Here is a 14,817-nt window from a genome sequence, read left to right as displayed (position 1 = left end):
GCCCGTGCCCGCACATCCCGCCGTCGGCGCCGGACCTCACGGTCCGGCGCCGACGGCGCTTCACATCCCGGGGTCGACCGACGATCTGCGAGGGACGGTGCACTTCCACGCCGTCGAGCGGGACGCCGACGACATCCTGCGCGCACGTATCGCAGACCTGCTCGGTGCGGCCACCAGCACGCTCGCATCGTCCGACGCCGACGCCGACGCCGACGCCGACGCCGACGCCGACGCAGGCACAGGAGCGCACGCCGCGGCCGCGATCCACGTCGGCCGGCTCTGCCCACGCTGCGGCTCCGCCGCGCACGGCCGGCCCTGGGCACGGGTCGCGGCCCTGTCGACGCCGATCGGGGTGAGCCTCTCCCGCTCCGGACCCCACCTCGCCACCGCCTGCCGGGCGGGCGGTCCGATCGGTGTGGACATCGAGGAGATCCGGGTGGTCGCCTCGCGCTGGGACGAGGCGCTCGTCGCGCATCCGAGCGAACGGGGTCTCGCGACGACCGCGCTGGAGCAGGCGCGGATGTGGAGCCGCAAGGAGGCCGTGCTCAAGGCGCGCGGCACGGGCCTCGCGGTGCCGATGGCGCAGATCGTCCTGGCGGAGCACGAGGTGATCGACGTGCCGGCACCGCCCGGATACGTCGCGGCGGTCGCGAGCGAGGGCCTGCTCGTCGCAGCCTCCGACCAGGCCTCCGATCGGGGCTCCGACCAGGCGTCGGACCAGGCCGCAGACCAATCCTCCGGCCGGGGCCCCGACCAGGCCTCAGGCCTCGGCCGCCGCCGGTGACCGCTGCTGCAGCGAGGTCGGAGCGGCGTGAACGTCGGGCGCAGCAGGCTCAGGCGCGGATGCCGCGGATGCCGCGGGGGCACGCAGGGAGCTCGAGGGTATCCAGCCACGGCGTGAACAGGTCCTCGAGGTCCTCGCCGGACACGCGCTGCGCATGCTCGCGGAACATCTCGGTGGTGACGTTGCCGCCGCTGTTCTCCGCGATCCAGGACCGGAGGATCTCGAAGAAGGCCGCATCGCCCACCCGCACCCGCAGCGCATGCGCGGTCAGGGCGCCGCGCTTGTAGATCCGGTCGTCGAACATCAGCTCCGCGCCGGGGTCGGCGAGCAGGAGGTCCTGGGGCAGGTCCGCGAGCTTCGCGTGATGCTCATCGACCTGCTCCTGCACCGTCGAGACGCCGGACTCCTCGGCCCAGAGCCATTCGCTGTAGCAGGCGAAGCCCTCGTGCAGCCAGATGTCTTGCCAGCGGGCGAGGGTCACCGCATTGCCGAACCACTGGTGGGAGATCTCGTGGGCGACCAGACGCACGGCCTCCCAGTCGGAGTCCACGAAGTTCTGGCCGAAGGTGGACAGCCCCTGGGACTCCAGCGGGATCTCGAGATCATCCTCGGTGATCACGGCGGTGTAGGAGGGGAACGGGTAGGGCCCGAAGAGGCGGGCGAAGCAGCGGATCATCGCCGGCTGCCGGCCGAAGGAGGCCGCGAACTCCTCGGCGTTCTGCTGGGGCGGGGCGATGGTGCGCACGGGGATCGGGGCGCCCCGCTGCTCGGTCACCTCGTACCGGCCGATCTGCACCGTGGCCAGGTAGGTCGGCATCGGCACCGCCTGCTCGGAGCACCAGGTCACGGTGGCCCCGCTGCGCCGGGTCCCGGTCTGCTCGCCGGCGGTGGCGACGTGATAGCCCGGCGGGACCGCGACGGCCAGGGAGTAGGTGGCCTTGTTGTCGGGCCGATCGTTGCAGGGATACCAGGACGGGGCGCCATGGGGCTGCGCGGCGACGATGACCCCGTCGGCCAGCTCCTCCCAGCCGGTGCTCCCGTGCAGCCGAGATGGCACCGGCTTCGGTTTGCCGGAGTAGCGCACCCGGATCTCGAACTCCTCGCCCGCGCGCACCGGATGCTTCAGGACGATGCGGTCCTTGTGATGGGTGACCTTCTGCGGGCGCCCGTCCACGAGCACCTTCTGCGGGCGCAGGGCGTGGAGGTCGAGGTGGAGGACATCGGCGTCGCCGGCGGCGCGGCACCGCAGGGTGGCGTCGCCGTCCAGACGGTTCGAGTCGACCTTGTATACCAGCGACACGTCGTAGTGGAGAACGTCGAAGCTCCGGTCGCCATGTCCGGGCACATAGGGATCGCTCCCGGCGTTGGTCGAAGAGTGCGTGCTGCTCATGCGTCGTCCTCCCAGGGACCGATCGGGTTGCCGGTCCAGCGTGTTCCAGAAGGCACTCTCTCACCTCGCATGACCAGCGAGACGGGTCCGACGGTGGCGTGGCGGTCGATCCACGCGGCGGGAAGGATCACGCTGCCCGGCCCCAGCGTCGCACCTGCACCCAGACCCACGGTGTCCATGCTCAGCACGCGGTCGTGGAAGAGGTGGGTCTGGACCACGCAGCCGCGGTTGACGGTGGCTCCGTCCCCGAGCTCCACGAGGTCCGTCTCGGGCAGCCAGTAGGAGTCGCACCACACCCCCGTGCCGATCCTCGCGCCCAGCAGGCGCAGCCAGGCGTTCAGGGCGACGGTCCCCGAGGCGACCTGCGCGAACCACGGGGCGGCGAGCACCTCCGTGAAGGTGTCGGCGAGCTCGTTGCGCCACACGAAGGAGGTCCACAGGGCGTGCTCGCCGCTGCGGTGACGGCCCACGATCGCCCACTTGGCGAGCACCGTGACCGCTGCGGCGGCGAGGCTGCCGGCGATCAGCACGGGCCCGCCGAGGAGCAGGGCGGGCAGGATCCCGACGCCTTCGACCTGGCCCGTCCGCAGGATCAGGTACAGGAGCACGCCGACGCCCAGGCGGAGCAGCACGGCCAGGAGCATCGGCACGACCCGGAGGGTCTCGACCAGTCCGCGATACACGTGCAGGCGGCGCGAGGGCGCGTAGGTGCGGCTGTCGTCCTGCTCGTCCTGGGCCCGGCGCAGCTTCCGCGGCGGGCTGCCCAGCCACGAGGTCCCGGCCTTGGCCTGGGTGCGGCGCGGGGCGGCGGAGAGCACCGCGACGAGCGACTGCTTGGGGACCTTGCGGCCCGGGGCGAGCATGCCGGAGTTGCCCACGAAGGCCCGCTTGCCGACCTTCACCCGTTCGACGCGGATCCAGCCGCCGCCCAGCTCACAGGGCCCGATCAGGGTGTCATCGGCCAGGAAGGCGTGGTCGTTGACGGTGACCAGGGAGGGGATCAGCAGCACGGTGGAGGCCTCCACGCCCGTGCCCACCCTGGCGCCGAGCAGCCGCAGCCAGATCGGGGTGAGGGCTCCGGAGTAGATCGGGAAGAGCCAGGTGCGAGCCTCGTCGAGGAGCCGGAGCGTTCCCCAGATCGCGAGGCCCGACAGGGAGCGCACCGGGCGGTGGCCGGGACTGATGGCGAGCCCGAAGAGCCTGGTGAGTCCGAGCACCAGGAGGATGAGCAGGACGTAGCCGGCCAGGGCCGCGAGCGGCAGCCGCAGCAGGGCCGCGCCGAGAGCCTGGCCGAGGCCCTGTGTGCCGGACAGCGCCGGCAGGAGCACGGCCGCTCCGGCGAGCACCGCGATCGCGGGGAGTGCCGCGATCATGCCGGCCACCAGGGCGTACAGGAGCAGCCAGGCGGTGCCGCGGGGTGGGGCGTCCGTGGACCAGGGGCCACGCGAGGCGGCCTGGTGCTCGGCGGGGGAGCCGGACCAGAACTCTCCGGCGGGGACCTCGCCCAGCACGGAGGAGCCCGGCGCGACCTCCGCCTCCCGTCCGATCGTCGCACCGGGGTTGAGCATGCTGCGCGCACCGATCCGTGCCCGCTTGCCGATTCGCACCTCCCCGATATGGAGCAGATCGCCGTCGATCCAGTAGCCGGCGAGGTCGACCTCGGGTTCGATCGAGGCGCCCGCCCCGATCGTGAGCATCCCGGTGACCGGGGGCAGGGCGTGCAGATCGACGTCGCGGCCGATTCGTGCGCCCAGCAGGCGGGCGTAGGGGAGGAAGAACGGGGCCCCGGCGAGGCCCGCCGCGCCCAGCTCCTCCTGGATCTTCTCGGCGAGCCAGAGCTGCAGGTGGACCCGGCCGCCGCGGGGGTGGCTGCCCGGGGTCACGCCGTGCAGCAGCAGCCGGGCGAGCACCGCGGCCAGCGCCATCCGTCCCGGAGGCAGCACGAACAGCACTCCCATCACGAACATCGTCCACAAGGGGAAGGCGGTGAGCCAGGGGATCGGAGTCAGGGCGACGCCGAGGCTCGAGGCGATCATGAGCCAGGTGATCCAGCGCATCGAGGCCAGTGCCCGCAGCGGCACCAGCGCGAGCAGCTGGGCGAGCTGGCTGCGGCGGCGCAGCGGGCGCACCGTGCGATCGGAACGGGTCACCGTGGTGCCCATCGCGTCGAGGTGTGCCGCGAGAGCGGCGACCGTGGGCTGGGAGTAGATGTCGCCGACGGTGACCTCGGGGTGGGTCTCCCGGAGCCGGCTGACCACCTGGGCCGCGCTCAGCGAGCCGCCACCGGCGTCGAAGAATTCGTCGGCGGGGGAGGTGACCTCGGCGCCGAGCACCTCGGCCCAGATCTCCGCGATCCGGGCGCTCGTGCCCGCGAGCGCGGCCGCCGGTTCGTGCCGGGTGGGCAGCGGCCAGGGCAGGGCATCGCGGTCGACCTTGCCGGAGGTGCGGGTGGGGAGCTCGTCGAGCACCGCCAGGCGCGGCACGAGAGCGGCCGGCATCCGTGCTCGCAGCAGCTCCTTGGCGGCGGCTGCGTCGTACCGCCCGTCGACCGTGAGGTACCCGACCAGCAGCTTGTTGCCCGACCGGGTGGAGCGCACGGCGGCCGCTGCGGAGACCACTCCGGGAAGCCGCAGCATCTGGTCGTCGATCTCGCCGAGCTCGATGCGTCGGCCGCCGAGCTTGATCTGGTCGTCGGCGCGACCGGCGAACAGCAGACCGGCGGGATCGTTGCGCACGATGTCCCCGGAGCGGTAGGCGCGATCCCAGCCCAGCGTGGGCATGGCGGCGTACTTCTCGGCATCCTTCGCCGGGTCGAGGTAGCGGGCCAGCCCGATCCCGCCGATGATCAGCTCCCCGGATTCGCCCGGGGCGACGGGGTGGCCCTCGACGTCGACGACGGCGAGGTCCCAGCCGGCCAGGGGCAGCCCGATCCGCACCGGATCCGAGCCGTCCAGGAGCGCTCCGCAGGCGACGACGGTGGCCTCGGTGGGCCCGTAGGTGTTCCAGACCTCCCGGCCCTCGGCCTGGAGCCGGGAGGCGAGCTCGGGCGGGCAGGCCTCGCCGCCCATGATCAGCAGCCGCACCTCGGCGAGGGCCTCGTTGGGCCACAGGGAGACGAGGGTGGGGACGGTGGAGACGATGGTGATGCGGTTGGCGACCAGCCAGGGGCCGACGTCGACTCCCGAGCGCACGAGCGATCGCGGTGCGGGGACCAGGCAGGCGCCATAGGCCCAGGCCAGCCACATCTCCTCGCAGCTGGCGTCGAAGGCGACGGAGAGCCCGGCCATCACCCGGTCGCCGGGGCCGATCGGCTGCTCCTGGAGGAACATCGCCGATTCCGCGTCCACGAAGGCGGCGGCGTTGCGGTGGGTGACGGCGACCCCCTTGGGCCTGCCCGTGGAGCCGGACGTGAAGATCACCCAGGCGTCGTCCTCGGGACGGACCTCGCGCGCGGGCGTGGGGGCGGCGGCGCGGCCGACGGCGGTGGGCGTGATGGCCAGGTCGTTGCCGACCAGGGCCACGGCGGCGGACTCCTCGAAGACCACCCGGGCGCGCTCGTCGGGGTCGTCCGCATCGACGGGGACGTAGGCGCCGCCGGCGAGGAGGATGCCGATGATCGCCACGTAAAGGTCCGTGGTGCCGGACTTGATGCGCACGCCGACCGTGTCCCCGGGGCCGACGCCGACCGCGGCGAGCCGGGTCGCGAGCTCGGTGGCGGCCTCGTGGAGCTCGGTGTAGGTCAGCGGGTCGATGCCGTTGTCGACCGCGGGGGAGTCACCGCAGGTCTCGACGGTGCGGCGGAAGATCTCGACGAGAGAGCTCGGGGCCGGGGCCCGATCTGCGGCGAGGAGCTCGGGGAGGAGGCCGTACGGGGCGGGGGTCACCCCAGGAGTGTCGTACGTCCAGGTGACGAGAAGGTGTCCAGAACGCCGACCTGGACGTGACGCCGGGCACGTCAGGCGGGTGCTCGAAACGTCTCGACTTTCCCCGATGCCGCCCCCGGAAGAAAGTCGGACGATTCGTGCAGATCACATAGACCGCGTGGTCGTCCTTCTGACCTGCGCAGATGTTGACATCCCGCACTATGCGTTCACCGCGGTGCACACTATGGGTGCAGTAATCCTTCCCTTCCCCTTCACAGAATGGAGAACCGATCATGGGACTTCTCTGGGCCATCATTTCCTGGATCATCATCGGCGGCATCATCGGCCTCATCGCACGAGCGATCATGCCCGGCAAGCAGGCCATGGGCCTGGGCCTGACCATCGTCCTGGGCGTCATCGGCGCCATCGTCGGTGGCTTCATCGGCGGTCTGCTCGGCGGTAACGGGGTCAGCGGCATCCTCGACAACCCGTGGAGCATCTGGACCATCCTGCTCGCGGTGATCGGCGCCCTCATCGTCATGTTCATCTACAACCTCGTCACGAAGAACCGCGCCTGACCTCAGGCAGCGTCTTCGACAAGGCGGCGTCGTCCCGGATCTCCGGGGCGGCGCCGCCGTCGCATTTGGGGTGTTCCGCCGACCCGGTGCGATTCGTCGGACCAGAGTGACCCGTCGACCCAGGGCGGCCCGTCGACCCAGGGCGGCCCGTCGACCCAGGGCGACTCGTCGGCCCGGAGCGACCCGTCGGATCCGAGTGACCCGTCGGCTCAGCGCGACTCGGTGCGACTCAGAGCGGCACATCTGCGGTGCGACGACCCGCATCCCGCACCCCGGTGCGTCCGGAGGACCACCGCGCGGTATCCGCACGCAGGTCCTCGAGGAGCTCGGGGGTGAGCAGCACGGTCAGGGCCGCGACCCGGGAGGAATACCTCGTCGGCTCGACCTGGGCGCCGTGCGCCCCGGCCCAGATCCGCACCGCGTTCTCGGCGATGCCCACCTCGGCGAGCGGCACCTCGAGCTCGGCGATGATCAGCTCGGTGCGACGCAGCAGCGTCGCCGCGGTGACAGCCTGCTCGACCCCGGCGGTATAGGCGCGCACCAGCCCGCCCGCTCCCAGCTTCACCCCGCCGAAATAGCGGATGACGATCGCGAGGGTGTCGACGAGTCCGGCATGCAGCAGCGACTGCAGCATCGGCATCCCGGCGGTCCCCGAGGGTTCGCCGTCGTCGCTCGAGCGGTTGACCTCGGCGGACTGCGCGGTCTCGCCGATCACCAGCGCGGTGCAGTGGTGCCGGGCATCGGGATGCTCGCGGCGTGCGGCTCGGACCAGGGCGTCGACCTCTTCGACGGACCCCACCCGATGCAGGCGGGTGAGGAATCGGGAGCGCTTCTCGACCAGCTCGGTCTCGACGTCGGCGGCGAGGACGAGGGGATCGGACATGAGCTCGAGTCTAGGCGGGCTGCGGTCAGGGGCCGTCGCGCTACGCTGGGCATCGCCGCATCGTGGCCGCCTTTCGACCCGTCCTGGAGGATCCTGTGACCGCTCCGCTCTCCCCGCCTCATCCGTCTCAGGGCTCGCAGCCCGGCAGCCAGCCCGGCCAGAACTCAGGTCAGCACTTCGGCCAGAACCCGGGCCAGCCCCCGCAGCGGCAGGGAACCGGGAAGGCTCCGAAGATCCTCATCATCCTCGGCAGCATCATCCTGGCTCTGGCCGTCGTCATCGGGGCCGTGATCGCGATCATCGGGATCCGCGCCACCGCCGGCGGGATCGGCGACATCGAGGTCTTCGACAGCGGCTCCGCCTCGATCACGGCCGAGGAGGGCGAATCGTTGCAGCTCTACGCCGAAGCGGGAACGGACGCACCGGCCTGCGAGATCCTGTCCCCGTCCGGCGAGGCCCCGGGCGAGGGCACCATCCAGACCAGTTCGACCTCGATCGACGGCAGGCAGTGGGACTCCTTCGACTCCTTCACCGCGAACGAGGCCGGCGAGTACACCGTCGACTGCGCGGGCACCCCGGTCGCCGTCGGCCCGCCCGTCTCCATCGGCGGCATCTTCGGCGCGGTGGGCGGCATCCTGCTCGCCGTGGGCGGAGGCTTCCTCGGGTTCGTGCTCCTCGCGATCGGCGTGATCCTGCTGATCGTGCGCAAGCGCCGCGTGACCGCGTGACCGCGTGACCGCGTGACCGCGTGACCGCGTGACAGGGTGATCGACGGGAGAAGGTGCATCAGCTGATCGCGCACGATCACGGCACGACCGGACGGACGACGAGAGAGGGCCCACCCGGAGCTTTTCTGCTCCCGGTGGGCCCTCTCTCGTGCAGTCGCACAGTCGGTCAGCGGTGCAGCTGCTCAGGTGCGCGGCCAGCGGTCGCGCAGCAAGCCAGTCGCACAGCAAGCCGGTCGTGCAGCTGCTGCGGGCGGTCGCCGCGCTCTCACCGTGCCGCGATGCGCGACGGCGATGGGTGAGGACTCAGGCGTCCTCGGTCACCAGGGGGTACACACCGTTCTCGTCGTGGACCTCGCGGCCGGTCACCGGCGGGTTGAACACGCACACGCACTTGATCTCGGTGCGGGGGCGCACGATGTGCTTGTCGTGGTCGTTGAGCAGGTAGAGGCTGCCCGGGGCGAGCTCATGCGTCTCGCCGGTGGCGAGATCCTCGATGGTGCCCTCGCCCTGGGTGATGAACACGGCCTCGATGTGGTTCGCGTACCAGAAGTAGCTCTCGGTCCCGGCGTACAGGGTGGTCTCGTGGACCGAGAAGCCCACGCCCTCCTTGGCCAGGATGATGCGCTTGGAGCGCCAGTTCTCCGACGTGATGTCGGCGTCGGTGCCTTCGACCTCTGCAAGGGTGCGAACGAGCATGGGGATGGTCCTCTCCGTAGATGGTCTGGGGGTCCTGCGCCTGAGCTCGCGCTCAGGGGCGTCGGCCCGCTCCTGGGAGGGAACGGGCCGACGGGTACTGGGGGATCAGGCGGTCAGCGCCTCGTCGACGGCCTTCTCGAGGATGTCGAGCCCGTCGCGGAGCTGCTCATCGGGGATGGTGAGCGCGGGGAGCAGCTTGACGACCTCGTCGGACGGACCGGAGGTCTCCACCAGCAGGCCCTCCTCGAAGGCGCGCGAGGTGACCTTGCCGGCCTGCTCGCCGGTGGGCAGCTGCAGGCCGCGGGCGAGGCCGCGGCCCTTGACGATCAGCTCGTGCTGGTCGGCGTGACGGGCGGCGATACGGTTGAAGCGGCTCTCGACGTAGGCGCCCTTGGCGATGGTGGACTTCTCCAGCTCGTCATCGCTCCAGAACAGCTCGAAGGCCTTGGTACCGGAGGCGAACGCGGGGCCGAAGCCACGGAAGGTGCCGTTGTGCTCGCCCGGCTCCCAGATGTCCAGCTCGGGCTTGAGGAGGGTCAGGGCGAGCGGCATTCCGTAGCCGCTGATGGACTTCGACAGGGTCACGATGTCGGGCGTGATGCCGGCTTCCTCGAAGCTGAAGAACCCGCCGGTGCGGCCGCAGCCCATCTGGATGTCGTCGACGATGAGCAGGATGCCGTGGGTCTTGCACAGGTCGGCGAGGCCGCGCAGCCATTCGGCGCGGGCCGCGTTGATGCCGCCCTCGCCCTGGACGGTCTCGACGATCACGGCGGCGGGCTTGTTCAGTCCGCTGCCGCCGTCGGTGAGCAGGCGCTCGAGGTACATGAAGTCCGGGACGACCTGGCCGAAGTAGTCGTCGAAGGGCATCGGGGTGGCGTGCACCAGCGGGATGCCGGCGCCGCCGCGCTTGAGGGAGTTGCCGGTGACCGACAGGGCGCCCAGCGTCATGCCGTGGAAGGCGTTGGTGAAGTTCACGACCGACTCGCGGCCGGTGACCTTGCGGGCCAGTTTCAGAGCGGCCTCGACGGCGTTCGTGCCGCCCGGGCCGGGGAAGGAGACCTTGTAGTCGAGACCGCGCGGGGACAGGATCAGGTCGTTGAAGGTCTCCAGGAACTGGCTGCGCACGTCCGTGAACATGTCCAGGCCGTGCACGACGCGGTCCTCGAGGAAGTGGTCGATGACGACCTTCTTCAGCTCGGGGTGGTTGTGGCCGTAGTTCAGGGTGCCGGCGCCGGCGAAGAAGTCGGTGTACTCGCGGCCGTCCTCGGCGACGAGCGTGGAGCCCTTGGCGTGCGTGAAGCTCACGGGCCAGCTGCGCGAGTAGCTGCGGACCTCGGACTCGAGCGAAGTGGACTTGAGAGGGGCGATCGCTGTCATGGTGTCTCCCTTGGTGGGGTGTGCGGATGGTCTGGGTGTGCGGATGGACGCGGTCTTCGGGCGCGCCGGAGCGCCCGTGTCGACGGGTCGTGCGACGGGTCAGGGTCAGGAGCCGGCGTGCAGCTCTCCGATCACATGGAGCAGCTCGGCGCCGTGCCCGGCGTCCGGGAAGTCGGTCTCCTCGAAGAGCGGCTCGATGCGGTGGTCGGCGCCGTGACGCTCGGCGAGGGAGGCGAACAGCCGCTGGGAGGCGGCGTTGTCCTCGGTGATGGTGGTCTCCAGGGTGCGCACATGCGGCAGGTCGCCGAGCAGTGCGTCGAGCATCCGACGGGCGACCTGGCGGCCGCGCATCGACTCGTCGACGGCGATCTGCCAGATGAAGAGGCAGTCGGGATCGGTGGGTCGGAGATAGCCGATGACGAATCCGACGACCGCGCCGTCGTGGACGGCGATGCGGGAGGTCCGTGCGAAATCCCGTGCGAGCAGGAGATAGGCGTAGGACGTGTTCAGATCCAGCGTCCCGCTGTCGCGGGCCACGCGCCACATCTCGGCGCCGTGGCGGTGGATGGGGGTGATGATCTCCGGATCGGAGCTCTCAGCAGCAGTCTCAGCAGCAGATCGTGTCGTACCTCGAGGTGAAGGGTGGTCGTCGGAACTTGTCGTCAGTTGGCCCATAACGCTCACCAACGCTATCGAGACCAGCGACAAATGTGGAGCCCGGTCCGTGGTGCAACGCACCTTCCTCGGAGTGTCGTGACGCAAACGTGACCGCCGGTCCTTCGATCTCCGGATTGTCGGACAAGCCGCGATCATGCCTGGCGACCTGGAGGTTTGTCCGCAGTCCGGGGTGCCATCCGGGGTGCGACGACTGCCCGGTGTGGGGTGCGTCACTGCGGGCTCGCTGCTGACCGGTCCTCGCGCGCGGGGATGACTTCGGCGTCTGCGGGCGTCTCGATCACGGAGATCCGCCGCGCCGGCGGGAGAGGCCTCGGTACCGTCTAGGTCATGAACCCCCTCGAATCACTCAACGAGTTCCTCGGAAACGCGGAGGGCTGGCTCTGGACCTGGGCCGGCATGCCCGTGGTCGTGGTGCTCGGCCTGTACTTCACGATCCGCAGCAAGGGCGTCCAGTTCCGGATGATCCCGGCGATGTTCGGCGCGATCACCCAGAAGGCCCAGCGCGAGGAGATCAAGGAGGGTGGCAGGCGCACGGAGCGCACCAAGTCCCTCAGCGCCTTCCAGGCATTCTCCATCTCCGCCGCAGCGCGTGTGGGCACAGGGAACGTCTCCGGCGTGGCCGGGGCGATCTTCCTCGGTGGTCCGGGCGCGGTGCTGTGGATGTGGGTGATGTGCCTGCTCACGAGCGCCGCCAGCTTCATCGAGTCCACGCTCGCGCAGCTGTGGAAGACCCGTGCGGCGGATACCTACAAGGGTGGCCCGGCGTTCTACATCGCCCGCGGGCTGGGCAGCCGGAAGTTCGGTCTGTTCTTCGCGGTCCTGTTCATCTTCTGCTTCGCCTTCGCCTTCACCTCGCTGCAGGCCAACACCATCGTGGACGCCGTCACGGGCGCTGTCGCCGTCTACACCGACCCGGAGGGCCTGCCGTGGCTGCCCATCGTGCTCGGCGTGCTGCTGGCCGTGCTCACCGGCGTGATCGTCTTCGGCGGCATGCGCCGCGTGGCCACCGTCGCCCAGAACATGGTCCCGATCATGGCCGTGATCTACCTGCTGCTCGGGATCATCATCGTGGGCATGAACCTCGGCGAGCTGCCCCGCGTGGTCAGCCAGATCGTCACCGAGGCCTTCACCCCGCAGGCCGCGATCGGTGGCGGCATCGGCGCCGCGATCGTCAACGGCGTCCAGCGCGGAATGCTCTCGAACGAGGCCGGCATGGGCTCGGTCCCCAACGTCGCCGCGACCGCCTCGGTCAGCCACCCGGTCAAGCAGGGCCTGGTGCAGACCCTGGGCGTCTACTTCGACACCATCCTGATCTGCTCGATCACCGCGTTCATCGTCCTGGTCGCCTTCCCGGACGTCTCCACCGGCGGCGAGGGCCTGGTGATGGTGCAGCAGTCGCTCACCGGCAACCTCGGCGGCTGGGCCGCGATCCTGCTCGCGGTGATCATGTTCCTGCTGGCCTTCACCTCGGTGCTGGGGAACTTCTCCTACGGCGAGGCGAACATGCACTTCATCACCGCCAAGCGCGGCTGGCACATCGCCTTCGGCGCCGCCGTGACCGCTCTGGTGCTCATCGGCTCCGTGATCGCCGTGGACCTCGCCTGGACCATCGCCGGGGTGTCCATGGTGTTCATCGCCCTGGTCAACCTCGTGGTGATCGCGATCCTGGCGCCGACGGCGTTCAAGCTGCTGCGCCACTACAACGCCCAGCGCGCCCAGGGCCTGGACCCGATCTTCCTGGCCTCGGACCTCCCCGAGATCAAGAACATCGAGGTGTGGGTCGGCGAGGACGTGTGCGACTACCAGGAGCAGCGCGAGCTGGACGCAGCCCGTTGAGCGGCGGGCGTTCAGCGACGTCCACCGAGCGTCGGCCTGCGGGTGCCGACCGTTGAGCGGCGGAGCTCGGGTGCGGGAAGGTTCCCGCACCCGATCTCCACAGTGCGTTCCCCCGCCGTTCACCGTGGCGCGGTCTCGGCCTCCTACGCTCTGGCGCGATGAATTTTCCGACGCCGCCCACTGCCCCTGAGCGACAGCACTGGATGGACCTGCTGCGCGGCGGCGCGATCCTCCTCGTGATCGCCCACCATCTGCGGTTGGTCCAACAGATCTGGGACGGTTCCGCGCCCTGGGCGATGGTCGAGCTCTCCGAGGCGCTCGCGCCGTTCCGGATGCCCGCGCTGCTGTTCGCCTCCGGGATGCTGCTGACGAGGTCGCTCGAGAAGCCGACCGGACGCTACCTCACCGGCAAGGTCCGCAGCCTGCTGTGGCCGTGGCTGCTGTGGTCGGCGATCATGCTCCCGATCCTGGGGTGGGTCAACGGCGCAGATCCGCTGTGGTGGATCAACGGCCTGTACACCTGGTTCCTCATGGCGCTGTTCCTGTACTACGTCGGCGGCCTCCTCGCCCGCTGGATACCCCCGGGATGGATCGCGCTCGCGAGCGTCGCCGTCTGGACGGCACTGCCCCTGCTCGGCATCGAGCACGACGTCGACGGGCCGCGGCCGGACAAGTTCATCTACTACGCGGTGTACTTCTTCGCCGGGGCGGCGCTGCGGAACGTGCTCACCGCACGCATGATCCCGCTCGCCCTGCTGGCCCCCGCACTTTCCCTCGCGGCCGCCTGGGCGCTGTGGGCGGCGCTGAGCGACATCGAGCCCTCGGTGCCCGTGGTGACCCAGGTCGTCGTGCTGGTGTCCGTGATCGCCGCGATAGGGCTCGCGCAGCGTCTCCCGCGGATGCGCCTCACCCGTCCCGTGGAGTGGCTGGGCCGCAACTCGATCGTCGCCTACCTCGTGCACCTCCCCGTGATCGAGCTCCTCTCCCGGCACCTGGACGTCCCGCCGAGCGCCGCGAGCTACCTGATCTTCTACCTGGTCACGATCGGGATCTGCGTGCTCGCGATCCTGATCCGGCCGGCGACGGTGTTCCTGTATGCCTGGCCGGCTCGGCGTCGCGCGCCGGAGCGCATCGAGCAGTCCAGTACGCCGCGTCCGACGTTCTCCAGCGCCGCCACGCGCAGGTAGGATGGACTGGCTCGCTCAGCGGGCGCGGGCCTGTAGCTCAGTCGGCAGAGCATCGGACTTTTAATCCGCGGGTCGCGGGTTCGATCCCCGCCGGGCCCACTGGTCAGAAAGATTTCTGGGGAGACGAGAGGCGGATGGGGTGCCGACGTGGTGCCGCATCCGCACTTTCGGACGAGTCCTAGCGGGGGTATGCCCAGGGCTAGTGCAGTCCGAAATCCAGTCTGTCCCGCCCCCGGCGCACACTCTCCCCATGGACCTGATCCGCTCCCCACGGCTGGACCTACCCCGACCCTGGCCCATGCGCACGCGGCGAGACTGGCGCGTGGGTCAGCTTCCAGTAGTCAGTTGTGCCAGTGCGCCGGCGCCACCGGCGGAGGCCGCCCCGCGTGGCGGTGCCGGGTCTGTGACACGGTGCGGACGCTCGGCTGCTCGGGCGCGATCGCGGTACCGAACGAGTACGCGGGACGCGACGGAGCGCCCCGGGTCTGACGAAAGCGCCCCACCCTCCCCTGGGAGAGTGCGGGCGTACTTTCGTGGGGAGCGGCCCTCGACTCTCAGCCATGTCGCTGCCAACGAAGGCGGCCGTAGCGTCGAGTCATGAGCGAGAAGAATCGACAAGTCTCCCTGCATGAAACCCTGACCGTCGCGATGCCGCTGGTTGCGACGCAACTCATTGCGAAGCTGGTCCTGCCGGACGAATGGCTTGCCGCGTGGACTATGTGGCACATCGTCGGAGTCTCAGCGCTGATCGCGCTGGCGTGCCGGAATTTGTCAAGGTGAATGAGGCCAGTGGGAGTCAGGCGGCGGTCTGGTAGGC

At 70.2% G+C, this 14,817-nt stretch carries 12 protein-coding genes and 1 tRNA gene; 7 read left to right on the top strand and 6 right to left on the bottom strand.

Annotated elements, in window-relative coordinates; translation table 11 throughout:
* The first annotated feature begins 4 nt into the window (after nucleotides 1-4).
* Nucleotides 5-784 carry a 4'-phosphopantetheinyl transferase family protein gene (locus INT49_RS21600; RefSeq protein WP_193118870.1) on the top strand — a complete coding sequence of 260 codons (780 nt, stop codon included), beginning with the start codon at nucleotides 5-7 and terminating at the stop codon, nucleotides 782-784.
* Nucleotides 785-833: 49 nt separating this feature from the next.
* On the opposite strand, the gene INT49_RS16630 is transcribed toward INT49_RS21600, so the two are convergent.
* On the bottom strand, nucleotides 834-2,174 hold the full coding sequence (locus INT49_RS16630; protein WP_193118869.1) for a M1 family metallopeptidase: 1,341 nt from the start codon (nucleotides 2,172-2,174) through the stop codon (nucleotides 834-836).
* Nucleotides 2,171-6,058 carry a Pls/PosA family non-ribosomal peptide synthetase gene (locus INT49_RS16625; protein ID WP_193118868.1) on the bottom strand — a complete coding sequence of 1,296 codons (3,888 nt, stop codon included), beginning with the start codon at nucleotides 6,056-6,058 and terminating at the stop codon, nucleotides 2,171-2,173. Before INT49_RS16625 ends, INT49_RS16630 begins: the two co-directional genes overlap by 4 nt.
* A 272-nt stretch (nucleotides 6,059-6,330) precedes the next feature.
* On the opposite strand from INT49_RS16625, the gene INT49_RS16620 reads away from it, so the two are divergent.
* On the top strand, nucleotides 6,331-6,615 hold the full coding sequence (locus INT49_RS16620; RefSeq protein ID WP_193118867.1) for a GlsB/YeaQ/YmgE family stress response membrane protein: 285 nt from the start codon (nucleotides 6,331-6,333) through the stop codon (nucleotides 6,613-6,615).
* A 229-nt stretch (nucleotides 6,616-6,844) separates the two neighbouring features.
* Here INT49_RS16620 and INT49_RS16615 read toward each other — a convergent pair whose 3' ends face one another.
* Entirely contained in the window at nucleotides 6,845-7,498 is a 654-nt protein-coding gene (locus INT49_RS16615) for an IMPACT family protein (RefSeq protein ID WP_193118866.1), read from the bottom strand.
* A gap of 95 nt (nucleotides 7,499-7,593) precedes the next feature.
* On the opposite strand from INT49_RS16615, the gene INT49_RS16610 reads away from it, so the two are divergent.
* Nucleotides 7,594-8,226 (top strand): hypothetical protein, encoded by a 633-nt coding sequence (locus INT49_RS16610; protein WP_193118906.1) that lies wholly within the window; start codon nucleotides 7,594-7,596, stop codon nucleotides 8,224-8,226.
* Nucleotides 8,227-8,529: 303 nt separating this feature from the next.
* Here the strand turns inward: INT49_RS16610 and INT49_RS16605 are convergent, their stop codons facing one another.
* The 3 genes from INT49_RS16605 to ectA all read right to left on the bottom strand — a co-directional run bounded on the left by INT49_RS16605 (nucleotide 8,530) and on the right by ectA (nucleotide 10,866).
* Nucleotides 8,530-8,922 (bottom strand): ectoine synthase, encoded by a 393-nt coding sequence (locus INT49_RS16605; RefSeq protein ID WP_193118865.1) that lies wholly within the window; start codon nucleotides 8,920-8,922, stop codon nucleotides 8,530-8,532.
* 105 nt (nucleotides 8,923-9,027) lie between these two features.
* Nucleotides 9,028-10,299, bottom strand: coding sequence for a diaminobutyrate--2-oxoglutarate transaminase (ectB, locus tag INT49_RS16600; protein ID WP_193118864.1), 1,272 nt, complete (start codon nucleotides 10,297-10,299; stop codon nucleotides 9,028-9,030).
* 105 nt (nucleotides 10,300-10,404) lie between these two features.
* Complete coding sequence (ectA, locus tag INT49_RS16595; protein ID WP_319021675.1) at nucleotides 10,405-10,866, bottom strand: diaminobutyrate acetyltransferase; 462 nt, start codon at nucleotides 10,864-10,866, stop codon at nucleotides 10,405-10,407.
* Nucleotides 10,867-11,304: 438 nt separating this feature from the next.
* On the opposite strand from ectA, the gene INT49_RS16590 reads away from it, so the two are divergent.
* The 4 genes from INT49_RS16590 to INT49_RS16575 all read left to right on the top strand — a co-directional run bounded on the left by INT49_RS16590 (nucleotide 11,305) and on the right by INT49_RS16575 (nucleotide 14,780).
* Nucleotides 11,305-12,813, top strand: a complete 1,509-nt coding sequence (locus tag INT49_RS16590) for an alanine/glycine:cation symporter family protein (RefSeq protein ID WP_193118862.1) — start codon at nucleotides 11,305-11,307, stop codon at nucleotides 12,811-12,813.
* Between the two features lie 158 nt (nucleotides 12,814-12,971).
* Nucleotides 12,972-14,000 (top strand): acyltransferase family protein, encoded by a 1,029-nt coding sequence (locus INT49_RS16585; RefSeq protein ID WP_193118861.1) that lies wholly within the window; start codon nucleotides 12,972-12,974, stop codon nucleotides 13,998-14,000.
* 26 nt (nucleotides 14,001-14,026) lie between these two features.
* A tRNA-Lys gene (locus INT49_RS16580) sits at nucleotides 14,027-14,099 on the top strand.
* Nucleotides 14,100-14,597: 498 nt separating this feature from the next.
* On the top strand, nucleotides 14,598-14,780 hold the full coding sequence (locus tag INT49_RS16575; protein ID WP_193118860.1) for a hypothetical protein: 183 nt from the start codon (nucleotides 14,598-14,600) through the stop codon (nucleotides 14,778-14,780).
* The last annotated feature ends 37 nt before the right edge of the window (nucleotides 14,781-14,817 follow it).

Origin of the sequence: Brachybacterium tyrofermentans (assembly GCF_014897585.1) — a bacterium.
Taxonomy (GTDB): Bacteria; Actinomycetota; Actinomycetes; order Actinomycetales; family Dermabacteraceae; genus Brachybacterium; species Brachybacterium tyrofermentans.
Note: the sequence above shows the minus strand (reverse complement) of the source record. Positions and strands in the feature narration are given on the sequence as shown.